The 22,909-nt window shown below is 70.1% G+C and carries 25 protein-coding genes; 13 read left to right on the top strand and 12 right to left on the bottom strand.

The features are described 5' to 3' along the window. Nucleotides 1-109 precede the first annotated feature (109 nt). Entirely contained in the window at nucleotides 110-553 is a 444-nt protein-coding gene (locus JHE00_RS22890) for a winged helix-turn-helix transcriptional regulator (protein WP_200321536.1), read from the top strand. Between the two features lie 61 nt (nucleotides 554-614). Here the strand turns inward: JHE00_RS22890 and JHE00_RS22885 are convergent, their stop codons facing one another. The 7 genes from JHE00_RS22885 to JHE00_RS22855 form a co-directional block, all read right to left on the bottom strand. Next, the gene (locus tag JHE00_RS22885; protein WP_200321534.1) at nucleotides 615-1,412 is read right to left on the bottom strand and encodes an SDR family NAD(P)-dependent oxidoreductase; all 798 of its coding nucleotides are present in this window, start codon (nucleotides 1,410-1,412) and stop codon (nucleotides 615-617) included. 13 nt (nucleotides 1,413-1,425) lie between these two features. Next, nucleotides 1,426-2,436 carry a sugar ABC transporter substrate-binding protein gene (locus JHE00_RS22880; RefSeq protein ID WP_200321532.1) on the bottom strand — a complete coding sequence of 337 codons (1,011 nt, stop codon included), beginning with the start codon at nucleotides 2,434-2,436 and terminating at the stop codon, nucleotides 1,426-1,428. Next, a complete protein-coding gene (locus JHE00_RS22875; RefSeq protein ID WP_200321530.1) occupies nucleotides 2,433-3,443 on the bottom strand; it encodes an ABC transporter permease in 1,011 nt (336 codons plus the stop codon). Before JHE00_RS22875 ends, JHE00_RS22880 begins: the two co-directional genes overlap by 4 nt. After that, entirely contained in the window at nucleotides 3,440-4,462 is a 1,023-nt protein-coding gene (locus JHE00_RS22870; protein ID WP_200321528.1) for an ABC transporter permease, read from the bottom strand. The genes JHE00_RS22875 and JHE00_RS22870 overlap by 4 nt, the downstream gene beginning before the upstream one ends. Then, a complete protein-coding gene (locus JHE00_RS22865) occupies nucleotides 4,459-5,955 on the bottom strand; it encodes a sugar ABC transporter ATP-binding protein (protein WP_200321526.1) in 1,497 nt (498 codons plus the stop codon). Before JHE00_RS22865 ends, JHE00_RS22870 begins: the two co-directional genes overlap by 4 nt. 21 nt (nucleotides 5,956-5,976) lie before the next feature. Continuing rightward, nucleotides 5,977-6,747 carry an SDR family NAD(P)-dependent oxidoreductase gene (locus tag JHE00_RS22860; RefSeq protein ID WP_200321524.1) on the bottom strand — a complete coding sequence of 257 codons (771 nt, stop codon included), beginning with the start codon at nucleotides 6,745-6,747 and terminating at the stop codon, nucleotides 5,977-5,979. Between the two features lie 83 nt (nucleotides 6,748-6,830). Next, nucleotides 6,831-7,724 (bottom strand): sugar phosphate isomerase/epimerase family protein, encoded by an 894-nt coding sequence (locus JHE00_RS22855; protein WP_200321522.1) that lies wholly within the window; start codon nucleotides 7,722-7,724, stop codon nucleotides 6,831-6,833. 260 nt (nucleotides 7,725-7,984) lie between these two features. Between JHE00_RS22855 and JHE00_RS22850 the strand changes: the two genes are divergently transcribed. The 8 genes from JHE00_RS22850 (at nucleotide 7,985) to JHE00_RS22815 (ending at nucleotide 14,106) form a co-directional block, all read left to right on the top strand. Next, the gene (locus JHE00_RS22850; RefSeq protein ID WP_200321520.1) at nucleotides 7,985-8,398 is read left to right on the top strand and encodes a nuclear transport factor 2 family protein; all 414 of its coding nucleotides are present in this window, start codon (nucleotides 7,985-7,987) and stop codon (nucleotides 8,396-8,398) included. Between the two features lie 10 nt (nucleotides 8,399-8,408). Further along, nucleotides 8,409-9,176 (top strand): CoA transferase subunit A, encoded by a 768-nt coding sequence (locus tag JHE00_RS22845; RefSeq protein ID WP_200321518.1) that lies wholly within the window; start codon nucleotides 8,409-8,411, stop codon nucleotides 9,174-9,176. Nucleotide 9,177: 1 nt separating this feature from the next. Then, nucleotides 9,178-9,813, top strand: a complete 636-nt coding sequence (locus tag JHE00_RS22840; protein WP_200321516.1) for a 3-oxoacid CoA-transferase subunit B — start codon at nucleotides 9,178-9,180, stop codon at nucleotides 9,811-9,813. Between the two features lie 8 nt (nucleotides 9,814-9,821). After that, the gene (locus JHE00_RS22835; RefSeq protein WP_200321514.1) at nucleotides 9,822-10,685 is read left to right on the top strand and encodes a dioxygenase family protein; all 864 of its coding nucleotides are present in this window, start codon (nucleotides 9,822-9,824) and stop codon (nucleotides 10,683-10,685) included. Further along, nucleotides 10,682-11,737: a maleylacetate reductase gene (locus tag JHE00_RS22830; protein WP_200321512.1), complete on the top strand. Its 1,056-nt coding sequence runs from the start codon at nucleotides 10,682-10,684 to the stop codon at nucleotides 11,735-11,737. Before JHE00_RS22835 ends, JHE00_RS22830 begins: the two co-directional genes overlap by 4 nt. After that, nucleotides 11,730-12,938: an acetyl-CoA C-acetyltransferase gene (locus tag JHE00_RS22825; RefSeq protein ID WP_200321510.1), complete on the top strand. Its 1,209-nt coding sequence runs from the start codon at nucleotides 11,730-11,732 to the stop codon at nucleotides 12,936-12,938. The genes JHE00_RS22830 and JHE00_RS22825 overlap by 8 nt, the downstream gene beginning before the upstream one ends. After that, nucleotides 12,935-13,294, top strand: a complete 360-nt coding sequence (locus JHE00_RS22820) for a DUF4440 domain-containing protein (protein ID WP_200321508.1) — start codon at nucleotides 12,935-12,937, stop codon at nucleotides 13,292-13,294. Before JHE00_RS22825 ends, JHE00_RS22820 begins: the two co-directional genes overlap by 4 nt. 122 nt (nucleotides 13,295-13,416) lie before the next feature. Then, nucleotides 13,417-14,106, top strand: a complete 690-nt coding sequence (locus JHE00_RS22815; RefSeq protein ID WP_307832067.1) for a cupin domain-containing protein — start codon at nucleotides 13,417-13,419, stop codon at nucleotides 14,104-14,106. A gap of 11 nt (nucleotides 14,107-14,117) precedes the next feature. On the opposite strand, the gene JHE00_RS22810 is transcribed toward JHE00_RS22815, so the two are convergent. After that, nucleotides 14,118-15,170: a zinc-dependent alcohol dehydrogenase gene (locus tag JHE00_RS22810; protein ID WP_200321506.1), complete on the bottom strand. Its 1,053-nt coding sequence runs from the start codon at nucleotides 15,168-15,170 to the stop codon at nucleotides 14,118-14,120. After that, a complete protein-coding gene (locus JHE00_RS22805; protein ID WP_200321504.1) occupies nucleotides 15,167-16,069 on the bottom strand; it encodes a helix-turn-helix transcriptional regulator in 903 nt (300 codons plus the stop codon). Before JHE00_RS22805 ends, JHE00_RS22810 begins: the two co-directional genes overlap by 4 nt. A gap of 117 nt (nucleotides 16,070-16,186) precedes the next feature. Between JHE00_RS22805 and JHE00_RS22800 the strand changes: the two genes are divergently transcribed. Further along, nucleotides 16,187-17,437 (top strand): MFS transporter, encoded by a 1,251-nt coding sequence (locus JHE00_RS22800; protein ID WP_200321502.1) that lies wholly within the window; start codon nucleotides 16,187-16,189, stop codon nucleotides 17,435-17,437. A 218-nt stretch (nucleotides 17,438-17,655) separates the two neighbouring features. Here JHE00_RS22800 and JHE00_RS22795 read toward each other — a convergent pair whose 3' ends face one another. From JHE00_RS22795 to JHE00_RS22785, 3 genes are read right to left on the bottom strand one after another with little or no spacing between them, the layout of a single operon-like run. Beyond that, complete coding sequence (locus JHE00_RS22795) at nucleotides 17,656-18,270, bottom strand: class I SAM-dependent methyltransferase (protein WP_200321500.1); 615 nt, start codon at nucleotides 18,268-18,270, stop codon at nucleotides 17,656-17,658. Then, complete coding sequence (locus JHE00_RS22790) at nucleotides 18,267-18,944, bottom strand: TIGR04282 family arsenosugar biosynthesis glycosyltransferase (protein WP_200321498.1); 678 nt, start codon at nucleotides 18,942-18,944, stop codon at nucleotides 18,267-18,269. The genes JHE00_RS22795 and JHE00_RS22790 overlap by 4 nt, the downstream gene beginning before the upstream one ends. Continuing rightward, entirely contained in the window at nucleotides 18,941-19,603 is a 663-nt protein-coding gene (locus JHE00_RS22785) for a glycosyltransferase family 2 protein (RefSeq protein ID WP_200321496.1), read from the bottom strand. Before JHE00_RS22785 ends, JHE00_RS22790 begins: the two co-directional genes overlap by 4 nt. A gap of 141 nt (nucleotides 19,604-19,744) precedes the next feature. Between JHE00_RS22785 and JHE00_RS22780 the strand changes: the two genes are divergently transcribed. Genes JHE00_RS22780 through JHE00_RS22770 form a run of 3 tightly spaced genes read left to right on the top strand, consistent with a single transcriptional unit; the run spans nucleotide 19,745 to nucleotide 22,868 of the window. Next, complete coding sequence (locus JHE00_RS22780) at nucleotides 19,745-21,094, top strand: hypothetical protein (RefSeq protein ID WP_307832066.1); 1,350 nt, start codon at nucleotides 19,745-19,747, stop codon at nucleotides 21,092-21,094. Nucleotides 21,095-21,102: 8 nt separating this feature from the next. Continuing rightward, nucleotides 21,103-21,807: a response regulator transcription factor gene (locus JHE00_RS22775; protein WP_200322083.1), complete on the top strand. Its 705-nt coding sequence runs from the start codon at nucleotides 21,103-21,105 to the stop codon at nucleotides 21,805-21,807. Next, nucleotides 21,804-22,868, top strand: coding sequence for a sensor histidine kinase (locus tag JHE00_RS22770; protein WP_200321494.1), 1,065 nt, complete (start codon nucleotides 21,804-21,806; stop codon nucleotides 22,866-22,868). The genes JHE00_RS22775 and JHE00_RS22770 overlap by 4 nt, the downstream gene beginning before the upstream one ends. Nucleotides 22,869-22,909: the final 41 nt, after the last annotated feature.

The following is a 22,909-nucleotide window of genomic DNA, read 5'->3' as shown; positions in this document are numbered from 1 at the left end:
GCCGTGGGTGGCGCCGTCGGCCTCCCTGTACGAGTATTGGAGAGCTACTTCCCGTTAGGAAGTAGGCACTCTGAAGTGCGTTACTCACCCACGGGGAGAGGCGAGGTCAGTGAAGCCGACGAAGGCCGCCCAGCGAGCGCAGGCCAAGATCGAGTACAACGCGTTCCTCGCGGAATGCCCCAGCCGCCAGCTCCTCGACCGGATCTCGGACAAGTGGGTCGTGCTGATCCTGTGCGCACTTGGCGGCGACACAGCAGACAAATCCGACCAGCCCGGCGCATCGGGTGCCGCGCGAGCGATGCGCTACTCCGAGATCTCCCGCCTGCTGGCCGGAGTCAGCCAGAAGATGCTGACCCAGACCTTACGAGCGCTCGAACGCGACGGCCTGCTCACCCGCACCGTGACACCAACCGTCCCGGTCACCGTCACCTACGAACTGACCGGCCTCGGCCACTCACTCCACCACCTGACGCGCGACCTCAGGAACTGGGCACAGACCCACATGGACCAGGTCCTGGCCAACCGCACGAAGCACGACGCGCGCAGTTCCTGACCGGACCCGCCAACCGTCCACTACCGCCACGCTGTCGCAGCCGAAGCCGTCCGCGGGCGGCTCAGGCGGAGGAGCCCTCGAGCCCGGTGCGGAAGTCGAAGCCGGCGGTCAGTCCACCGTCGGCGGTCAGGGTGGTGCCGAACACCGCGGAGGCGGCCGGGGACAACAGGAACGCCGCGGCGCGGGCGACCTCGTCGGCGCCCGGGATGCGACCGATCGGTTGGCGGGCTTCGCGGGTGGCGAGGAAGCGCTCGGGGTCGACGGCTGACTGGAGGTGGCGTTCGAACAGCCCTGCCCGCATCGGTCCGGGTGCCAGTACGTTCACCGTCACCCCTCGCCGCGCGTAGTCGAGCGCGATGGTGCGGATCGCCCCGGTGAGCGCGGCCTTCGACGACGAGTACGCCGCGAGCTGTTGCTCGCCGAACGAGGCGTTGACGCTGCTCACGGCCACGACCGCGCCGTGCTCAGCTGTGGCGAGCAGTGGTAGCAACGCCTGCAACGCGATCACGTTTCCGAGGACGTTGACCTCCCATGCCTTGCGCCAGACCGCCGGGTCCTCGTCGTCGAGGATGCCGACGTCGAGCACCGCCGCCGCCCCAACGAAACCGAGCGAGCGCGGCGCGGTCACGTCGGAGCGCACCGCGTCGAGCACGCGGGACCAGGTCGTGGCCTCGGTGACGCTGCCTGGCAACGAACTGAACAGCTCGTTCTTGCACAGGTCGTCGGCCGCGCCGGCGAGGTCGACTCCGTAGACGCGCACGCCCGCGGAGAGGAGCAGCCGAGCGGTCTCCTCGCCGAGACCGCTCGCGGTGCCGGTGACGACCACCTGGTCGGGCAGCGGGATGGTCCAGTCGATCATGGGGTTCCTCCGATCACTTGCCGACGGCGGCGTCGCACCGCGACACCGTGTCCCGGGTGATGATGGGGTTCGCGATGAAGACGTTCTTGGGTTGAGGCTGCCCGCGCAGCAGCGTGATCACAGCCTTGGCGGCGGCATCACCGTCGTCGATGGGGCTCTGCAGGACGGTGGCGTACTGGTCACCGGACGCGAGCGCGTCGTAGGCCTCGATCGAGCAGTTGTGCCCGACCAACATCAGCGATTTCGGGTCGATCCCGGCACGCTGTGCGGCGAGGACGGCTCCGGCGAGCATGTTGTCGGCCTGGGAGTACATGCCGATCAGGTCCGGCCCGCCGAACTGGGTGAAAAGAGTGGCGGCGGCGCTGGTGGCTTCCGTCTGGTCCCAGTTCCCTGGCTGGCGCCCGACGACCTCGATGTCGGGGGCGAGCTGGGCCAGGGCGCGGGTGAAGCCCTCGTACCGGTTGATCGTTCCCGGGGTGCCGGGGACTCCGATGAGGACGACGACGTCGCCCTTGAGCGGCTTGCCGCGCTCCTTCAGTCCCTCGACCATCGCGCGCGCAGCCTGGGCGCCGTTCTCGACGTCGTCGGGGCCGGTGTAGGTGGCCCAGTAGGAGTCGTCGTCGCTCTGCGGGAACGCGTTGGTGACGATCACGGGGATGCCGGCGGCGCGCAGCCGGGCCAACGACGGCATGATCGCCGCGGCGTCGGCGGGCCAGACCACGGCCGCGTCCGGCTTGGTGACGATGACCTGGTTGATCTGCTGGGCCTGCTCGCCGGCGTCGAAGTCGTTGACGATCACCTGCAGGTCGAGCCCGGCCGCGTCCGCGACCGCCCGGAACTGCTGGGTGTGCAGGGCGCAGTAGTCGCAACTCTGCGCGACGGTGAGGAGCGCAACGCGCTTGCCGCGTACGTCGTCGCCGGCCGCCGTCCCCACCGCGGTCGGCTCGGCTGCCGGGCCGCACCCGGCCACGAGGACGAGCAAGAGCCCGATCAGTGCGGCGACGGTGCCGCGGAGCGTTTTCACGACGATCCTCCCTGCGGAGTAGTGGCGGCGGGCGCCGGGACGAGAGTGGTGGCTGCGTTCTCGGCCCCGCGTCTCACCAGTCGGGTCAGCGTGCCGTCGGTGACCACGACGACGAGCAGGATGGCGGCGTTGGCCAGCTGGACGACGGCGGTCGGGGTGCCGATCAGGCTGAGTCCGTTCCCGACCACCGACAGGAGCGCCGCCCCGGCGATCGCCCCGAGCACCTTGCCCTTCCCACCGCTCAGCGCGACTCCACCAACGATGACGGCGGTCGCGGCCTGCAAGACGGTGTCGAGGTCGGCGCCCGGGGTCGCCGCAGCGAGCGAGATGCCCTGCAACGCGCCGGCCACACCGGCGAACAGAGCGGACGCGACGAACACGGTGACCATGGCGCGGGACACCGACAAGCCCGAGGCCGCGGACCGGGCGGGATCGCTTCCGACTGAGTAGATGGTCAGCCCGGTCCAGGTCCGCGCCATCACGAACACCGCGGCGACGACCAGGCCGAGCTCGACGATGCTGTGGATCGACAGGATTCCGGCCACCGGAGCGTCCAGGGACAGGCCGATGCCGAAGTCGGTGAGGGTCACGACCTCGCCGCCGGCAACCGCATGACCGAGACCGGTGGTCAGCACCATCGTGCCGACGGTCACCGCGAGGGCCGGAATGGAGAAGCGCGCGGTCAACCATCCGTTGAGCAGTCCGAATGCGAGCGCGACGAGCAGCCCGAGGACCACTCCGACTACCAGGGACGTCGACTGGCCCACCGCGATGGTGATCAACGCGGTGAGAGGCACGACACCTGCGATCGACAGATCGAACTCCCCAGCGATCATCGTCAGGCTCAACCCCACGGCCAAGACGCCGAGAGCCGCGAAACTCTGGACGAGGGCATGGACGTTGGACACCGACAGGAAACCGGGTGCCATGACCGCGAAGGCGACGACGGCGAGCAGGACCAGTCCCCACGCCAGGCGGACGCGGAAGTTCCAGTACAGCGAGATCATCTGCCACCTCGGCGGGTTGTCGGGTCGAGAGCGGTGGCGCCTGCCAGCACGACAGCCCCGAGGACGAGGACGCCCTTGACGATGAGCTGTGTCTCGTAGCTGAGGCCCGCCAGGATGAGGACGTTGCCCAGCAAACCGACCAGCAGGGCTCCGACGGCGGCGTCGAAGGGACTGCCGCGACCACCCTTGACGCTCACCCCGCCGACGACGACCGCGGTGATGGCGTCGAACCCGAAGGCCGCCCCCAGCCCGAGATTGCCCTGTCCGCTCTGAGCACCGAGCAGGCCGCCCGCGACACCGGCGAAGAGTCCGGCGACGCCGAACGCGAGCACGACGATCGGCCAGGATCGCAGCCCGGAGACCAGCGCAGCCTTCTCGTTGAGACCGATCAGGCTGAGGACCCGGCCCCGGACCGTGTAGCGGTGGAGCCACCAGGCCACCACGGTCGCCAGCAGGAAAGCGAAGACCTGTCCGGGAATACCGAGGACGGTGCTGCCGAAGACGGTGGCGTCTCCGTCACCACGGATGTTGCGGCCCTCCGTGAACAGCTGACCGAGCCCGAGCATGATCGCGGCGAACGCGATCGTCGTGACGATGGGGTCGGTCCGCCAGCGACCTACGAGCACGCCTTGCACGGCCCCGCTCAGAAGCCCGAACAGCGCCGAGACCAGCAGCGCGGTCCATGGACCCCACCGCAGGGTGGCTGCGAACAGAATCGCGGAGATCGCGATCGTGGCGCTCACCGACAGCGAGAACAGCCGACCGACGATGGTGATCAGGCTCAGCCCGACCGCGGCGATCCCGATCAGCGCGACCGACTGGAGCAGGGTCTGGAAGTTCTCGCCGGTGGCGAACTGGGGTACGGCGATCGAGGCGACCACGAAGATCAGTACCGTGACCAGCCTGATGATGACCGCGCCGTCGGTGAGTGCGTGCCGAAGGCGCGAGATCGTGGACGGCGTTCGTGTCGGGGCGGTACGGGTGTCAGCGGTGGGTGGCGAGCCCAGTTCGGCGGTCATGCGGCGGCTCCGTGGAGGATGTCGGCCAGGATGCGAGCGTCGTCTGTGTCGTCGACGCGGTGGTCGCCGACCTGGCAACCGCGGAACAAGGTCAGGACCCGGTCGGCCAGCTCACGGATCTCCACGATGTCGCTCGAGTAGACGACGACCACGACACCGGTCGCGGCCAGGTCACGCAGGGCCGCGTAGATCTCGGCCCTGGCACCGATGTCGACGCCTCGGGTCGGTTCGCTCAGCACGAGCATGACCGGTTCGGTGGCCAGCGCCCGGGCGATGGCGATCTTCTGCTGGTTGCCGCCCGAGAGCTGACCGATCTGCGTATGGATCCGGTCCGGGTCGAACGCGACCCGGGTGGCTGTGTCCCGGGCGAGCACGCGCTCCGCAGCGGCACGAATGACACCACCCCTGCTGACCCGGCGCAGTGCACCCGAGCTGATGTTGCGGACTACGTCACCGGTGAGGAACACCCCTTCGACGACGCGGTCGGCCGAGACGTACGCGACCCGGTGTCGTTGCGAGCCGGCACGGTCGAACCCCGTCAAGGTGCGCTCGCCGAGGCGGACGATGCCGGACGACAAGGGCACCAGGCCCGCCAGTGCCCGCACGAGGTCGTCCGCCCCAGAACCGATCTGTCCGAACACGGCGGTGACTTCGCCGGCGGGGGCCTCGAAGGACACCCCATGCAAGCGGTGTTCGATGGAGGCGCCCTCGACGATCAGCCGCGGACCGTCCGGTGCCGGGCCGCCCCCGACCGGTGCCGCGCCCGGGGCCGGGATCCGGTGCTCGGGGCCGAGCATGTCGGCGACGAGCGAGTCCATGGCGAACTCGCTGGTGCGGCCGCTGCTCACCACCCGGCCCGAGCGCATGACGGTGATGCGGTCGGACAGCGCGAACACCTCCGCCAGGCGGTGGGTGATGTAGACGATGGCGTGCCCACTGTCGCGCAGGGACCGCACGACCTCGTGGACCTTCGCGATCTCGACGTCGGAGAGTGTGGCCGTCGGCTCGTCGAGGATGAGGGTGCGGGAGTCGGCGGCGAGCCCTCGAGCGATCTCCAGGAGCTGCTGCTGCGCGAGCGGCAGCACCTCCACCGGCACGTCGAGGTCGAGACCGTCGAGCCCGGCACGCGACAACGCCGACCTCATCGCAGCCTCCAATGTGGAGCGCCGCAGGATGGCGCCGCCGCGGTGGAGCGCGAGGACCAGATTGTCGCGCACCGACAGCGTCGGGATGAGCGAGCATTCCTGGAACACCATCGCTATGTCGTCCGCGTCGCCCGTGGCGCCCCCGACGGAGTCGACGGAGCCCGTGTCCTGTTCCAGCACTCCGGCGATGATCTTGACCAGGGTGCTCTTGCCCGCGCCGTTCTCGCCGAGCAGAGCGTGGACCTCACCGGCTCGGAACTCGATCGACACGTCGTCGAGGGCTTGGACGCCGCCGAAGCGTTTGCCCACGCCGGACACCGCGAGCAGCGTCCGTGGAGTCTCTTCCATGTGGATCTCCCATTCCGTCGCTCAGACGCGGGCGAGACCACCGTCGACGACGAGGGTCTGAGCGGTGATGAAACCGGCCTCCTCGGAGGCGAGGAACGCGGCCGCGCCCACGACGTCGGCCGGGGTCGGGGTCCGCTTGATGGCCTGCAGTGCGGCCATGGCACCCCACTTCGCGGCGCCCGCCTCACCGGGTCGGCCACCCACAGCGGCGATGGTCGTGCCGGTGACAGTGAGTCCTGGAGCGATGGCGTTGACCGTGATGCCGTGGGCCCCGTACTCGCTCGCCAACGCGCGGGTCAGCCCGATCACGCCGCCCTTGCTGCTCACATAGCCCGCGAGCATCGGGTCGGCACCGTTCATGTACGCGTTGGACGCCAGATTGATCACTCGCCCCCACCCGTTGGTCTGCATTCCGGGAAGGAATGCCTTGCAGGTCAAGAACATCGAGTCGAGGTTTGTCGACAGAATGCGGCGCCACATCTCGAAGGTGAGGTCCTCGAACAGGACGAACGGGTAGATGCCCGCGTTGTTCACGAGAACGTCGCAACCACCGAAATCCTGGGCGGCCGTGGCGAGTTCTGCGACCGAGGCCTCGGAGGTGACGTCGCAGATCACCGAATGGGCTCGTCCGCCGGCCTTGTCGACGAGTGCCGCGGTCTCGTCCGCGGTGTCGAGATCGGCGAGGACGACGTCCATCCCGGACTCGGCGAGCCGGTGTGCGATCGCCTGTCCGAGCCCGGCCGCGGCACCGGTGACGACGGCGATCCTTTTCTTGGGCTGCTCGTCCGACATGATTCCTCCGTAGGGTTCGTGCTGCTCGGTTCGGAACGTGTCGGCCGGGCGGACCGCACGCGGGCGCGCTACCCCGGCCGAGCTCACCGGTCCAGGAACCGGATCGTGGTGTCGTACGCCCGGCGGGTGGCATCGCGCACCGGCATCGCGCGGAAGTCGGTGGAGAGCATCTCCACCCCCCACGGTCCGGAGTAGCCGGTCTTGGCGACCGCGTCGACGAACCCCTGGACGTCGAGGACACCCTCACCGGGAAAGCGCCGCTCGTTGAAGGTGTCCTCGATCAGCGTGCCTCGAACCTCGGCGTCCGCGTCGTCGATCTCGACGCCGGCGATGTGCTCGACGGGGAGCGACGCCACCTCCGACACGTCGAGACCCGCCCGGGCCACATGCCAGATGTCGAGGAAGATCCCGCCGTTGGCCTGACCGGCCCGGCTCACGATCTCGAGCGCGACGTCGGGCGTCCGGATGTCGGTGAACGGCATGGACTCGAGCCCGACGGACATCCCCGACGCCGCCTTGGCCTGCTCGCACAGCCGGCCGAAGTCGTCCGCGGCGCGCTCGATGTCGACCTCGCCCCCGGCGACACTGCCGATACTCTTCATCCGCAGCGCGCCGAGCGACTCGGCGGCGCGGAGCAGGTCGGCCCGCTTGGCGTCCGAGCGCGCCCGCGTCTCGCCGGTGGAGTGGAACTGGTCGAGCACCTCCAACTCCAGATACCGGACGCCGTACTCGTCGAGCAGGGCCCGGAAGGCCGCGAAGCCGACGGTGCGCTCGACCTCCATCAGGTCGAGGTACCCGATCCCGAAGCCCGCGAAGCCGGCGGCGACGGCTGCGGCGACCCGCTCCCGGATCGGCACCGGACTCCGGTCGTCGGGGCCCATCGCATCGCAGGCTCCGGCCGTGGTCCAGCAGGCGGCGATCAGCTCGTGCCCCGAAACCTGCTCGGAAACCTGCTCAGCACCCGGCCGTGCAGTCACGGTGACCACTCCATCACGTCGTCGGGATCAAGTCGCTCGGGCGGCAGTCCCGGCCGACCGTCACCGGCTCGGCCACCGCGCCGCGAAGCGATTGCCACTCTGACTGCGTCCGCAGCCTTTGTCAATAAGGAGAACACGAAACGTTTGCTATTACTTTCGGAACTGGTTGCTGCCGATGAGTGTGCAGTGATACTTTCCCCGCGCTGGTCCGGGTGCCGCTGTCCCCGGCCCGCGACACAAAGACCGCAAAGGAGGGGCTCATGAGCACGACCAGTGATCAGCGTCAGATACAGCTCGTCACCGCGATCCGCGGACTCGAACGCCGCCGATACGCCGCGATGAGCGCGGCTGACGTCCCGGAGCTGGCCGAGTTGTTGTCGGAGGACTTGCTCTACACGCACTCCAACGCCTCCCGGGACACCAAGGCCGAGTACGTCGGAATGGTCGCCGACGGCACCTTCGACTACGGCCCGATCGCCTACACCGAGCAGGAAGTCGTCGTGCTCGGCGACACCGTGCTCGTCGTCGGAGAGTTCCGCTGCGACGCCGTGATCAACGGTGCGCCGAAGACCATCCACAACGTCGGCCTCGCGGTCTGGACCCGGCACACCGGCGACTGGCGGCTCGCCGCATACCAGCCCACCGCCGTCCCGCCCGTTGCCGCGCCGCGCTGAGAGGAAGCCCATGGACAAGGTCGTGAGGTCTGCGTCGGAGGCCGTCGCGGACATTCCCGACGGGAGTTCGATCGCGGTCGGTGGATTCGGGCTGTGCGGTGTCCCGGTCGTGCTGATCGACGCCCTGATGGCGGGGACGGTCACCGATCTGGAGATCGCCTCGAACAACTGTGGCGCCGATGGCTGGGGGCTGTCCCTGCTGTTGGCGGAGGGCCGGATCCGCAGGGTGGTCGCGTCCTACTTCGGGGACAACAAGGAGTTCGCCCGCCAGTACCTGGCCGGTGAGGTCGAGGTGGAGGTCACGCCGCAGGGCACGCTGGCCGAGCGGCTGCGCGCCGCGGGCGCCGGCATCCCGGCGTTCTTCACGCCTACCGGGGCGGGGACCGTCGTCGCGGAGGGCGGCCTGGTCTGGCGTCATCACGCGGACGGTTCCGTGGCGGTCGCGTCTCCTCCCAAGGAGGTCCGCAGCTTCGGCGGCCGCGACCACGTACTTGAACCCTCCCTGCCGACCGACTTCGGCCTCGTGCGGGCCGCCCGCGGCGACCGGCACGGGAACCTGGTCTTCCACGCCTCGGCGCGCAACTTCAACCCGTTGTGCGCCATGGCCGCGCGGGTCGCCATCGCCGAGGTCGAGGAACTCGTCGAGCCCGGTGAGCTCGACCCCGACGAGATCCACCTGCCCGGGATCTTCGTGAGCCGGGTCGTGCCGCTCACCGCAGAGCAGGCCAGCGAGAAGCAGATCGAAAAGCGCGTCGTGCGCGCGCCGGAGGGAACCTGACATGCCGTGGAGCAGGACCGAGATCGCCGCGCGGGCCGCCGCGGACCTCGCCGACGGCACGTACGTGAACCTGGGCATCGGGATCCCGACCCTCGTGCCGGACCATCTCGCGGAAGGGGTCGAGGTGGTCGTGCACGCCGAGAACGGGATCCTCGGCGTCGGGACCGCACCCCTGGAGGCACAGGTGGACGCCGACCTGATCAACGCGGCCAAGGAGACGGTGACCGTCCAGCGCGGCGCGGCCTTCTTCGACTCCGCGGCCAGCTTCACCATGATCCGCGGCGGCCGGATGGACGTCGCGCTGCTCGGCGCGATGCAGGTCTCCGCCGACGGCGACCTCGCCAACTGGGCCGTCCCGGGACAACTGATCAAAGGCATCGGCGGCGCCATGGACCTCGTCGCGGGCGCTCGCCGCGTCGTCGTGCTGATGGAGCACGTCGCCCGGGACGGTTCGCCGAAGCTCGTCGACACGTGCAGCCTGCCGCTGACCGGCCGCGGCGTCGTCGACCGGGTGATCACCGACCTCGCCGTCATCGACCTCACCCCGGCCGGGCCCGTCCTGCGCGAACTGGCGCCGGGCGTCACGGTCGAGGAAGTGGTCGCGCGCACCGGCACCGCCCTTTCCGTCGACATCTAGGAGACCCCATGGACTTCACCGCCGAACAGTCCGCCGACGTCGTCGTCGAGGCGTTCTCCCGCACGGAGGACCCCCGGCTGCGGTCGGTGCTGACCAGCCTGACCCAGCACCTGCACGCGTTCGTCCGCGAGGTCGACCCGACGATGGCGGAGTGGGAGAGAGTGATCGACTTCCTCACCCGGGTCGGGCACAAGTGCGACGACACCCGTCAGGAGTTCATCCTGCTCTCCGACGTGTTCGGAGTGACGATGCTCGTCGAGACGCTGGAGAGTGAACGCAACTCCAGCGGCTCCACGCCATCGACCGTGCTCGGGCCCTTCCACATGGTCGAGAGCCCACCCCGGGAACTCGGCGACACCGTCGACCTGGTCGGCGGCGGCGTGCCGTGTGTCGTGGAGGGCAGGGTCACCGACACCGAGGGCATTCCGTTGCCGGGCGCCACGGTCGACGTCTGGCAGGCCGACGACAAAGGCTTCTACGACGTCCAGAAACCGGGCGAGATGCCGGACCTCAATGGGCGCGGCCTGTTCACCACGGACACGGACGGCCGCTATTGGTTCCGAACCGTGAAGCCCGCCTTCTACCCGATCCCGACCGATGGCCCGGTGGGAGAGCTACTGGAGGCCACCTCGCGCCACCCCAACCGGCCGGGCCACATCCACTTCATCGGCGCGGCCGAGGGGCACCACTCGGTGACCACCCACGCCTTCGTCGCGGGGAGCGAGTGGATCGACTCGGACGCGGTGTTCGCGGTGAAGAGCAGCCTGCTCACCGAGTTCGAGCTGGTCGACGACCCCGAGCAGGCCGCGCGGTACGGCGTCGCCTCGCCCTTCCACCACGCCCGCTTCGACCTTGTGCTGGCGCCGGAATGAGGGACTTCGTCTACTCGGCCCCGCCGATGCGAGTCGCGTTCGGCGCCGGGCGGCTGGCCGCGCTGGCCGACGAACTCGACCACATGGAACTCCGACGGGTGCTGGTGCTGAGCACGCCCGAGCAGCGAGAGCTCGCCGAACGGGTCGCCGGCCTGCTCGGCGACCGCGCGGCCGGCGTGCACGCCGAGGCCCGCATGCACGTGCCCGTCGAGGTGGCGGACCGGGCCGTGAAGGTCGCCGCCGCGCGCGGTGCGGACGGGTGTGTGGCCGTCGGTGGTGGCTCGACCGTCGGCCTGGGCAAGATCATCGCCCTGCGTTCCGGACTGCCGATCGTGGCCGTGCCGACCACCTACGCCGGCTCTGAGATGACCCCGGTCTGGGGGCTGACCGAGAACGGGATCAAGAAGACCGGCAAGAACCCCGTCGTGCTGCCGCGCGGCGTGGTCTACGACCCGGAGCTCACGCTCTCCCTGCCGGTGCCGATGAGCGTGACCAGCGGGGTCAACGCGATCGCGCACGCTGTCGAGGCGCTGTACGCCCCGGACGCCTCGCCGATCGTGTCGCTGATGGCCGAGGAGAGCGTGCGCGCGATGGCCGCGGCGCTCCCCCGGGTCGTGGCCGACCCCGGCGACGGCCGTTCGGACGCCCTGTACGCCGCCTGGCTGGCGGGCGCATGCCTTGGCCAGACCACGATGGGCCTGCACCACAAGCTCTGCCACGTCCTGGGCGGCACCCTGGACCTGCCCCATTCCGAGACCCACACCGTGATGCTGCCGCACGTGCTGGCGTTCAACGCACCGGCGGCGCCCGCAGCGGCGGACGCGGTCGCGCGTGCCCTCGGCTGCGAGCCGCTGTGGGACCGCCTCCGCACCCTCGGGGCCCCCAGCTCGCTCAGCGCGCTGGGCGCCCGCCGCGAGGACCTCGCCGGTGTCGTCGACCAGGCCGTCGACGCGCCCTACAGCAATCCCCGTCAGGTCGATCGCGCCGCGCTCACCGCACTTCTCGACGCGGCCTACGACGGACGCCCACCCCGGGAGGAACCCCATGCGTGACGCGGTGATCTGCGAGCCCGTCCGGACGCCGGTCGGTGCGTTCGGCGGCGCACTACGGGACGTGCCGGTGCAGGATCTCGGCGCGGTCGTCGTGCGCGAGCTCATGCGGCGCACCGAGCTCCCGCCCGACGCGGTGGACGAGCTCGTGCTCGGCCATGGCTACCCGTCGATGGACGCCCCCGCCCTCGGCCGGGTCGTCGCGCTCGACGCCGGCCTGCCCACCAGCGTCGGCGGGTTCCAGCTCGACCGCCGTTGCGGCTCCGGTCTGCAGGCGATCCTGCTGGCCGCGATGCAGATCCAGACCGGCGTCAGCGACGTGGTGATCGCGGGCGGCGCGGAGTCGATGAGCCGTGCGCCGTTCTTCTCGGCGGAGGTCCGGGCAGGAATCCGCAACGGACCGGGCCTGATGCTGCACGACTCACTGACCCGGGGCCGCCTGACTGCGGGCGGGCAGAACTTCCCCCTGCCCGGCGGCATGATCGAGACCGCGGAGGCGATGCGGGAGAAGTACTCGATCTCCCGCCGCGAGCAGGACGAGTACGCGGTGCGCTCGCACGAGCGGGCGGCTGCGGCCTGGTCGGCGGGGACGTTCGACGACGAGGTCGTCCCCGTCTCCGCCCGGGACCGCACGGGCGAGTTCGTCGTCGACCGAGACGAGCACGTACGCAGGGACACGTCGGTCGAGAAGCTCGGCAGGCTGCGGCCGATCATGAGCGATCCCGACTCGACGGTCACCGCCGGCAACGCGTCGGGGCAGAACGACGGCGCCGCGGTCTGCGTGGTCACCTTCCCGGAACGGGCGGCCGAGCTCGGGCTGACGCCGTTGGCCCGGCTCGTGAGCTGGGGTCATTCGGGAACCGAACCGCGGATGCTCGGGACCGCGCCGGTCCCGGCGACCGCCAAGGTGCTGAACAACGCAGGCGTGACCCTCGACGAGGTCGGGCTGATCGAGCTCAACGAGGCCTTCGCCGCGCAGGTCCTGGCCTGCACTCGCGAGTGGGGCTTCGGCGATGCGGACTTCGACCGGCTCAACGTGCACGGCTCCGGCATCTCCCTCGGCCATCCGATCGGCGCCACCGGTGCCCGGATCCTCACCACGCTCACCCGCGAGATGCAGCGCCGCGAGGCCCGCTACGGCCTCGAGACGATGTGCATCGCAGGGGGTCAGGGGCTCGCCGCGCTCTTCGAGCGGGTCGCATGAGCACCTTGGCCGAGGCGCAGGAGCAGCGCTACGCGGCCATGGCCGCCGGGGACGCGGATGCGCTCGCCCTGCTGCTCGACGACCGCCTCGTGTACACCCACTCCCGCGGCGACCGCGACGACAAGGCCGCATACCTGGACAGGATCCGGTCCGGTGAACTGCTCTACGGGCCGATCACCCACCGCGAGGACCCACCGCTGCTCCTCGACGGAGCCGCGATCGTCGTCGGGGAGATGGCGACCGAGGTCCGCGCCCGCGGCACCACCCGGCTGATGCGCAACGCGTTTCTCGCGGTCTGGTCAGACCACGACGGGCGCTGGCTGCTCACCGCCTACCAGCCGACCCCGCTCCCCTGAGCACCGGCGACGACGACCACTGAGTGTGCACTTCTGCTGCACATCGGGACGGCAGCGCGCATGGCGGCCGGGTGTACCCACGCTGTACAGTCGCACGGTAGTGCGCAAAGGGAGGGTGTGACGTGAGTTCGGCAGCCAGCGGAGATGTCGCGGAGGCCGGGACAGCTCCGGGTGCGGCTCTGGGCCAGCGCCTCCGGCAGGCGCGGCTCACGGAGAAGATCTCCATTCGCGAGATGGGTCGGCGGGTCGGGGTCTCACCGAGCTTCATCTCTCAGGTCGAACTGGGCCGTGCCGCGCCGTCGATCGGGACCCTCTACGCGATCACCTCCGAGCTCAACCTGTCACTGGATTCCCTCATGGCCTCGGGCAACGACGGTGACGGGCCGTCCCCCGAACCGGAGTCGCCCGTCGTGGAGGCGGACGAGGTCGCAAGTCTCGCCGACGTGAGTACCGACGCGCGTCCACTGCCCGGTCACCAAAGCGCTGCCGACCGGCCGAGCATCCAGCTCGGCGACGTCACCTGGGAGCGGCTGACGGCCGAGGACGATCCCGAGGTGGAGTTCCTGCGGATCACCTACCCGCCGGGCAGCGAGTCCTGCAGTCAGGACAACCTGATGCACCACAACGGCTGGGAGTACGGACACGTTCTCTCCGGCACCCTCGATGTGCAGGTCTCCTTCCGCACCGTCTCACTCGCGGCGGGCGACAGCATCGACTTCGACTCGAGCAGCCCGCACCGGCTCAGCAACCCCCATGCCGAGCCGTGCGTCGCGATCTGGGTCGTCGTCGGGCGCCAGCAGCGTCGCGGTTGACCCGGCCCCGCTCAGCCCTGCTGGACGGGGACACCCGGTGGCGGGGTGTCCGGGCGGAGCATCACTTTGATGTCGGCCGCCGAGTCCTGCGCGAGCACGAACGCTTCGGCGGCCTGCGAGAAGGGAAGCGTCCTGGTCACGAGGGACCCGAGATCGAGACCAGCCCGGGCCAGGTATCGGATCGAAGGTTCCCAGATGGCGACCGGAGCACCCACGGAGCTGCACACGGTGAGGTCGCGCTCCACGATCAACGACAGTTGCGCCGGCGCCGAGCGGGGCCGGGACAACCCCATGAACAGGACCCTCCCCTGATGTGCGGCGTGGGCGAGCGCCGCGGCCTGAGCACCGCTCGCGCCCGAGGCCTCGACCACGATGTCGGCATCGGGGCGGCCCACCTCCTGAGCGATCATGGCGACCGAGAATCGGTCGTCGACGGGGTCGAAGGCCGCCGCGGCTCCCAGTGCCAGTGCGCGGCTCCTCCGCAGCGGGCTGGGATCCAGCGCGACGACCTGAGCTCCGGTGTACGCGGCGTGTGCGACGGCGGCGAGGCCGATCGCTCCGAGCCCGAACACGTGCACCGTGTCGGCGGCGGTGACCCCGCCGATCTTCTGGAATCCGTTCAGGACACACGCAAACGGCTCGATGATCGCGGCGGTGACCATGTCGACGCCGTCGGGAACGGGGAAGCACATCGACGCGGGCAGGACGAAGAGCTCGGCTGCCGCACCGTCGTCCGTCGCGCCGAACCAGTGGTTGCCGCCCATGTCGCCGTGCCCGAGCACCCGATCGCCTGGGGCGAAGGCGTCCACGCCGTCACCGACCTCCACGACCGTGCCCGACCACTCGTGTCCCATCGAATGAGGCAGGTTGAGGTCGAACGTCACCGGCATCCGATCGTGGAGGATCTCGATGTCGGTACCGCAGATGCCCACGAACTCGGGCCTGATCAGCAGCATTCCCGGGCCGGCGGACGGTACGTCCACGGTTCCGAACACGATGGCGACCTCCCCGTCCGCGTCCCGCTCGAACAGGACCGCCCGGGCGGTGCTCGCGTCAGTCGTCACTGGCCACTCCCCCTCGTCGTCGGGTGGTGGTGGACCGTCCGAACGCGGTCCTCAGCGCCGGAGACTGCGGCGAGGAGGGTGAGCGCGTCAGCGGACGGTGCGTCGGCGGGGGTGTAGACCTCGAGCCGATGGTCGGGACTGTCAGCCTGGAGCCAGAGCTGGAAATCGACGCTCAACTCACCGACGAGGGGGTGTCGAAGGCGTTTCGTGCCGGACGTGCATTCCCCGACCCGCCCACTCGCCCACATCGCCGCGAAATCGGCGTCCTTCATGGACAACTCGCCGACGAGCTCGGCGAGGCGCGCATCGTCCGGATACTTTCCGCTCACGAAACGCAGATAAGCGATGTAGGTGCGGGCTTCGCCCTGCCAATCGGGATAGAGCTCCCGCACCTGAGGGTCGAGGAACAGCAGACGCGGCAACGAGGGACGGGTACCGGGGCTGGTGGGGCTTGCGAACGGCACGTGCGAAGCGAGGAGCGCATGCCCCAGAGCCGTCCACCCCAGGACGTCGTTTCGCCGTCCGAGGAGCACGGCCGGGTGCGCCGACATGGCATCGAGCATTGCCAGGGCACGGGGATGGGGTCGCTCTGGACGTGCGCGTGGCGTCGGCCGCACGGACCTGGGCTGGGCGAGGTCGAGGAGGTGCTCGGTCTCGATGTCGGTCAACTGCAGCGCCCGCGCCAGTGCCAGGAGCACCTCGCGCGAGGCGTTCTGGGCCGCGCCCTGTTCCAGGCGGACGTAGTACGCGACGCTGACCCCGGCGAGCTGGGCGACCTCCTCGCGGCGCAACCCCGGGACCCGTCGGCGCTTCCCCCAACTCTCAATACCCGCGGAGCCGGGGTCCAGCGCCGAACGACGCGACCGTAGGAAAGCTCCCAGGCTTCCCGAATCCCTCATGCTCTCGAGGATAGGTCGATCGCGGCGATCGAGCCTGACCCTGTCGGTGGTAGGAATCGCATTCGCACGACGATCAGGTGTCTGGCTCGGCTGCCCGGAACCGAGGACTGTGCGGATATGTCGTCTTCACGTCCGCAGCCTGATTCGGTCGCCACTTCGAATCGGCCGATCCTCGTGCTGCTCACCTTGGCCGCCGGCGCTTTTGGCATCGGCACCACCGAGTTCGCCGTCTCCGGGCTCCTCACTGGAATCGCCGACGAGTTCCAGATCTCCTTCACCGCCGCCGGGTGGGCGGCGACCCTGTACGCCTTCGGCGTTTTCATCGGCGCTCCCCTGCTCATCCTCGCCGGCCGACGATTCGAGACCAAGCGGTTCCTGCTCGCGCTCATGGTCCTTTTTGTCGCCGGCAACCTCCTCACCGCGCTGGGCTCCTCGTTCGGCCTGACGCTGAGCGGACGGGTCGTGACTTCTCTGGCGCACGGGGCTTTTCTCGGCGTCGGGTCGATCATGGCCTCGCGGGTGGTGCCGGAGCACCGCAAGACCCGCGCGATCGCGTTCATGTTCAGCGGCGTGACGCTGGCCACACTGGTCGGGACTCCGGTCGCGACCTGGGTGTCGGGCGAATGGTCGTGGCGGGTCTCGTTCCTGGGTATCTCGGCCATCGGGATCCTCACTCTGATCGGGATCCTGGCCTATATTCCCCGAAGCAGCACCGGCCAGGCGTTCAGCCTCGCCACCGAGGCTCGTGCCTTCAGGAACCCGCAACTGCTGCTCGCCATGCTCGTCACCATTCTCGGCCCAGCCGGATTCTTCACCTCGATCACCTATATAGCCCCGATCACCCTCGACGTCACCGGCACCTCCGAGAGCTGGATCACCCTCTACATGGCCGTCTTCGGGCTCGGTCTGTTCATCGGGAACATCGTCGGGGGGCGACTCGCCGACCTCGATCTCATGCGTCTGCTGGTGGGCAGCCTCGCGGTGCTGACGGCAACACTGCTCGTGTTCTGGCTCGCAGCGAGCAGCGTGACCGTCACCCTGATCGCCGTCTTCCTGATGGCCGCCTCGGGCTTCTCCACCGTGTCGCCCATCCAGCGGCTCGTCATGGAACGCGCGGAACAAGCGGGAGCCCCGAACCTCGCCGCCTCGATGAACATCGGGATGTTCAACCTCGGAAACGCGATCGGCGCAGGACTGGGCGGTTTCGTGATCTCCGCAGGCCTCGGCGCCGCGAGCCCCAACCTCGCAGGGGCCGCCCTCGCCGGCGGGGCTCTCGTCCTCGCCATCGTCATTGCGCGGCAGAGCCGACGGAAGACCCCGGCGATCCTGGCATCGGCGCAGCGTGCGGACACCGATGGTGTGGCGTGACCGCTGTCAGAACTCCAAATTGGACTGTCACTGGATGATCTGCCGCGTAGCGTGAACGCGATCACGCGGGAAATGAACAGGCCGGCGGAGAGCCCGGCGCGTCGAAGGGTGCGCGCCGGGCGCGGGAAGCGATGAGCAGCGCGACGAGTGGCCGGCAACCCGGTCAGCGACCTCGACGCCCAGCCGCGCCTGCGCAACGCCTTCGGAACGGTCCGCCCTCAGCCACGCAGCTCGGCGAACCACCGTTGGCCGTGTGCGCCCGACCAGTGCACCGTGAAGCCCGCCTCCTCCGCCGACGCACCGAGGGCGTCCATTCCCAGCCACGCCCAGCCGAACCACGACCCGGTCGCCGAGGTCCCGCTGACGCGGACCCGTTCCCTGCGCAGGCCACGACCGGGCGGCTCCAGTTCGACGAGCACGCTTCCACCGGTTTGCAGCAGGCGCCGAGCCCGGCGCAGCAGCCGCACCGGATCGCCACCGATACCGATGTTGCCGTCGGCGAGCAGCACGTGCCGCCAGCGCCCCTCCCCCGGCACGGGGTCGAACACGTCCCGCCGCAACGCCACGGCACCCCGCTCCGTCGCCAGCCGGACGGCGACCGGGGAACTGTCGATGCCGAGCGTCGCGACACCGCGGGCGACGAGCGCGGCCGCCAGCCGTCCCGGACCGCAGCCGACGTCGAGCGTCGGGCCCATGCAGCGCTCGAGCAACAGCCCGTCCCCCGCACCCGGTGGAAGCCGCCAGCGCTGCACCGGCAGTTCCAGCCGTTGACCGTCGGCGAGCTCCAGCCAGCACCTGTTGCCGAGCAGACCGGTGTCGAACTGCCCGCTCACCGCTGCCCTGCCGACTCGAACAGCGACCGGGCCGCGGCCGCGAACCGGCTTCCCGGCACCGCGTTCACCACGGCGTCGACATCGTCGATCGTGTCCACGTCGCGCAGCGCGGTGGCCGGCCCGGTGCGCAGACCCGCGGCCTGCAACGCCGCTCTGGTCAGGGATCCGGTGTCGGGCCGCGACATGGGCACGTCCGCGAGTACCGCGGCTTGCCGCGGATCGTGCAGCGCCAGCGCCCACCAGCCGCCGTCCTCGGCGGGGCCGAGCACCGCGTCGTCTCGCGCGAGCCCGTCGGCGACCGAGTCCAGCAGCGACGGCGTCACCTGCGGCGTGTCCATGCCGATCTGCACCACCGGGCGCTCCGGCAGCATCTCGGCCGTGTCGGCGTGCGCGAGGGCGAGGCGCTCTGAGAAACCGTCGCCACGCTGTGCGATCACGGTGCAGTGGGCAAGGGACGCCTGCAACTCGTCACGTCGCGCGGCCGCGGTGAGGTCGCCGGTGAGCGCGACGACCGGGACCACGCCGGGTGTCGCCCGCACGGCGTCGAGGGTGTCGAGCAGCGAAGCCGCGGCGAGCTCGGCGGCCTGTTCCGGGGTGGCGGGCGGGCACAGCCGGGTCTTCGCCAGTCCCGGAACCGGGGCCTTGGCCACGACGAGCACCACATAGCCGCTCATACGCGCCACACCCTGGCCATGTCCCTCGCCGCGCGAAGGGTGCCGCGCGCCGAGCCCGAGACTTTGGATACGGTGCCGTCCGCTCGGGGCCCGTAGGCCACGTCGAGCTCCCGCACCCGCCAGCCCGCGCGGCGTGCCCGGACGAGCAACTCGAGGGGATAGCCGAAGCCACGGTCGGCGACCCCCAGTTCCAGCAGCGCGACGCGGCGGCTGGCGCGGATCGGCGCGATGTCGTGCACGGCGAGCCCGCGCATGCGCAGCAGCGCGGAGAGGCCCGCATTGGCAGCCCTGGCGTGCCACGGCCAGGCGCTCCGGGTGGTGGGCACACGTCTACCGGCGACCAGGTCGGCCTCCCCCGCGCTGACCGGTTCGACCAGCCGGGACAGCTCGCCGGGATCGAGGGACCCGTCCGCGTCGAGGACGCAGACGACCTCGGAACCGGCCGCCTCCAGACCGGTGTGGACCGCGGCGCCGTAGCCGCGGCGGGACTCGTGCAGCACCGTGGCGCCGAGCTTCGCAGCCACCTCGGGCGAGCCGTCGGTGGAACCGTTGTCCACCACGATCGCCCGAAAGCCGGGCGGTAACCCTCTCAGCACGTTCGGCAGGGCCGCAGCCTCGTCGAGACACGGCAGAATGACATCGACCAGATCTGTCCTCACCCGGACAGATTAAGTCCATGATGGACAGTGTGAAACCACGCTGCTGCTTACGAAATTCTGACGACCAGAAGAATCTTACCGATCTCTGACGAATCGTCTCCGCGCCCGCTGTCGCCGGTCTCCGCGGGTTATCGTGCGACGGTGGCCGAGATCCCCACCGCACAGACCCCTGCTCGCAGCACCCTCAAGACCAGGGGCGATCTGCTCGCCGTCGGACTCGCGTTGCTCCTGGTCGTGGCCGCCGTCGTGGTCGGCGCTCACTTCAACCGGCCTGGTTCGGACGTCGTGCTGTGGGCGAAGGCGGCGCCGCTCTACGGCGGCTGGGTGGCTCACTACGGACCCGGCTCGCTGGCGGCCGTGCTCATCGCCGGGTGCGTGGTGTTCTGGGGTCCGCCGCTGGCCCAACGGCTGAGCTGGGGCAGGCTGCTCGCCGTCGGCTACGTCGGCGCTCTGTGCTGGACGTTCGCACTGGCCATGATCGACGGCTGGCACCGGGGCTTCGCCACCCGCCTCTCGACTCCGCACGAGTACCTGCACGAGGTTCCCGGTATCACCGACATCCCGGCGATGCTGGCCCACTTCTCCGACCGGATCCTGGAGGGGCAGCCCGGCCAGTGGACGACGCACGTCTCAGGCCACCCACCGGGCGCGACACTGTTCTACGTCTGGCTCGACCGGCTCGGCCTGTCCGGTGGCGCGTGGGCGGCCGTGGTCACCGTCCTGGTGGGCACGCTCGTCACCGTGGCCATCCCGGTGACACTGGCCGCGCTCGGCCGCGCCGACGCGGCTCGCGCGTGCCTGCCGTTCGTGGTCCTGTTCCCCGGTGCGGTGTGGATGGGGGTGTCGGCCGACGGCATGTTCGCCGGGGTGACGGCGAGTGGTATCGCCCTGCTCGCGTGCGCCGGGCGCGCGTTCGAGCAGCGACGGCGGGTCGCGGTACCCCTGGCGCTGGCCTCCGGCGCCCTGCTCGGTTTCGGAATCTACCTGTCCTACGGCCTGGTCCTGCTCGGCGTGCTGGCTATCGCCGTGGTGCTGTGGTGGCGCAGTGCCACGCTGCTCGCGTTCGCGGTGCTGGGCGCGCTGGCCGTGGTCGCGATCGTCACCCTCGCCGGGTTCTGGTGGCTGGACGGCTACCACCTCGTGGTCGAGCGCTACTACCAGGGCATCGCGTCGCTCCGGCCGTACTCGTACTGGGTGTGGGGCAACCTGGCAGCTCTCGTGATCGCCGCCGGGCCCGCTGTCGTGGCCGGTGTGCGCAGGCTGCGGGGCTGGGAGCCGGTCGTCGCGCTCGCCGGTGCCGCCCTGGTCGCCATCGCGGCCGCGGATATTTCGGGACTCTCCAAGGCCGAGGTGGAGCGGATCTGGTTACCGTTCACGGTGTGGTTGCTTCCCGCGACCGCCCTGTTGCCCCGCGGATCCCACCGGTGGTGGCTCGCGGCGCAGGCGGCGACGGCCCTGATGGTGAACCATCTGGTCCTGACGATCTGGTGAGGAGCGTGTTGACGGAGACGGGTGGCCTGGTGCTCGTGGTCGACGACGACGAGACGGTCCGGGATGTGGTGCGGCGCTACCTCGAGGTGGCGGGATTCACGGTCGAGCAGGCGGGCGACGGCGAGCAGGCTCTCGCCCGCTTCGCGGCACGGCCGCCCGACCTGGTGGTACTCGACGTGATGATGCCGGGCGTCAACGGCCTCGAGGTGTGCCGCAGGATGCGGCAGACCGGCCAGGTGCCGGTGGTGCTGCTGACAGCCTTGGGGGAAGAAGAGGATCGGATCGCCGGGCTGGAGATCGGTGCCGACGACTACGTCACCAAGCCGTTCAGCCCCCGTGAGCTCGCCCTGCGCGTCACCTCGGTGCTGCGCCGCGCCAGGATGACCGCCGAAGCGCCGATGACCACGGCGCTCTCCGACGGCGAGCTCCGCCTGGACACCGGCGCGCGCAAGGCGACGCTGCGCGGCGTCGAGCTGTCGCTGACCGCGCGCGAGTTCGACCTGCTCGCGTTCTTCCTCGCCCACCCAGGGCAGGCTTTCTCCCGGGTGGACCTGCTGGACAGGGTGTGGGGCTGGAGCTTCGGCGACCAGTCCACCGTGACGGTCCACGTACGACGGCTGCGGGAGAAGATCGAGCTCGACCCTGCCAGTCCCGGCAAGGTGACGACGGTGTGGGGCGTGGGCTATCGCTACAACCCGGAGCCGCGGTCGTGATCGAGCCGAGCGAGTCACTCGGGGCCATGCTGGAGCACGCCTGGCACATCCTGCCGGTGGCCCTGCTGTTCACGTTGCCGATCACCGTCCTGAGCGGGCTGCTGCTGTACCGCCTGCGACGGGGATCGCTGTCGAGCGCGCTGACGGTGCTCGTGGTCGTGCCGCTCGCCGCGACTCTGGCCGGAGTGCTCGGCGTCAGCGGGTTCATGTTCAACACCACGCTCACGACGATGCTGCTCGTGTGCCTCCTCGTCGCGATCACCACCGTGCCCGCGGTGATCGTGCTGGGCAGGAGCATCGCGCGGCGCAGTGTGTGGGAGCGCGACGCGCGAGAGAGGGAACGGGCCGCCGAGGCGTCCCGGCGGGAACTGGTCGCCTGGATCAGTCACGACCTGCGCAGCCCGCTCTCGGGTATCCGGGCGATGGCCGAGGCGCTCGCCGACGGCGTCGTCGTCGAACCTGCCGACACCACCGACTACGCACAGCGGATCAACACCGAGGCCACCCGTCTGTCACTGATGGTCGACGACCTGTTCGAGCTGTCCCGGATCAACGCCGGAGCGCTGAGGCTCACCCTCACTGCGGTACCGCTGCGCGAGATCGTGAGTGACGCGCTCGCGGCTCAGACACCGATGGCCGAACGCAAACGAGTCACGGTACGGGCGAACGCCGATGCCTGGCCCATCGTCACGGGCAGCGACGCGGAGCTGGCCAGGATCGTGCGGAACCTCGTGTCGAACGCCATCCGGCACACCCCTCCGGACGGCACGGTCGCCGTGCGAATCGGTGTGCACGACAGGGACGCGTTCCTCGCCGTCGAGGACGGCTGCGGCGGCATCCCCGAGGACGAGATCGACCGGGTCTTCGACGTGGCGTTCCGCGGCTCCCAGTCACGCACGCCCGAGGTCGAGGCCCCGGCGCGGCTGCGCGACGTCGCGGGCGGGGGGCTCGGGCTGGCCATCGCCAAGGGACTGGTCGAGGCGCACAGCGGCGAGATCGATGTGCGAAACCACGGGATCGGTTGCCGCTTCGAGGTGCGACTGCCCCTCGCCGCGACGTGACCGTGCGCCCTGTCAGGGCGTGTCTGACGATTCCCTGCCGA

Origin of the sequence: Prauserella cavernicola, assembly GCF_016595675.1 — a bacterium.
GTDB lineage: Bacteria > Actinomycetota > Actinomycetes > Mycobacteriales > Pseudonocardiaceae > Prauserella_A > Prauserella_A cavernicola.
Note: the sequence above shows the minus strand (reverse complement) of the source record. Positions and strands in the feature narration are given on the sequence as shown.

Coding starts and splice junctions, on each gene's coding strand:
- JHE00_RS22865 (WP_200321526.1), bottom strand. CDS start 5,955: ATGGAAGAGACTCCACGGACGCTGCTCGCGGTGTCCGGCGTGGGCAAA.
- JHE00_RS22840 (WP_200321516.1), top strand. CDS start 9,178: ATGCCGTGGAGCAGGACCGAGATCGCCGCGCGGGCCGCCGCGGACCTC.
- JHE00_RS22805 (WP_200321504.1), bottom strand. CDS start 16,069: ATGAGGGATTCGGGAAGCCTGGGAGCTTTCCTACGGTCGCGTCGTTCG.
- JHE00_RS22870 (WP_200321528.1), bottom strand. CDS start 4,462: ATGACCGCCGAACTGGGCTCGCCACCCACCGCTGACACCCGTACCGCC.
- JHE00_RS22830 (WP_200321512.1), top strand. CDS start 10,682: ATGAGGGACTTCGTCTACTCGGCCCCGCCGATGCGAGTCGCGTTCGGC.
- JHE00_RS22820 (WP_200321508.1), top strand. CDS start 12,935: ATGAGCACCTTGGCCGAGGCGCAGGAGCAGCGCTACGCGGCCATGGCC.
- JHE00_RS22885 (WP_200321534.1), bottom strand. CDS start 1,412: ATGATCGACTGGACCATCCCGCTGCCCGACCAGGTGGTCGTCACCGGC.
- JHE00_RS22860 (WP_200321524.1), bottom strand. CDS start 6,747: ATGTCGGACGAGCAGCCCAAGAAAAGGATCGCCGTCGTCACCGGTGCC.
- JHE00_RS22825 (WP_200321510.1), top strand. CDS start 11,730: ATGCGTGACGCGGTGATCTGCGAGCCCGTCCGGACGCCGGTCGGTGCG.
- JHE00_RS22800 (WP_200321502.1), top strand. CDS start 16,187: ATGTCGTCTTCACGTCCGCAGCCTGATTCGGTCGCCACTTCGAATCGG.
- JHE00_RS22835 (WP_200321514.1), top strand. CDS start 9,822: ATGGACTTCACCGCCGAACAGTCCGCCGACGTCGTCGTCGAGGCGTTC.
- JHE00_RS22845 (WP_200321518.1), top strand. CDS start 8,409: ATGGACAAGGTCGTGAGGTCTGCGTCGGAGGCCGTCGCGGACATTCCC.
- JHE00_RS22850 (WP_200321520.1), top strand. CDS start 7,985: ATGAGCACGACCAGTGATCAGCGTCAGATACAGCTCGTCACCGCGATC.
- JHE00_RS22875 (WP_200321530.1), bottom strand. CDS start 3,443: ATGATCTCGCTGTACTGGAACTTCCGCGTCCGCCTGGCGTGGGGACTG.
- JHE00_RS22790 (WP_200321498.1), bottom strand. CDS start 18,944: ATGAGCGGCTATGTGGTGCTCGTCGTGGCCAAGGCCCCGGTTCCGGGA.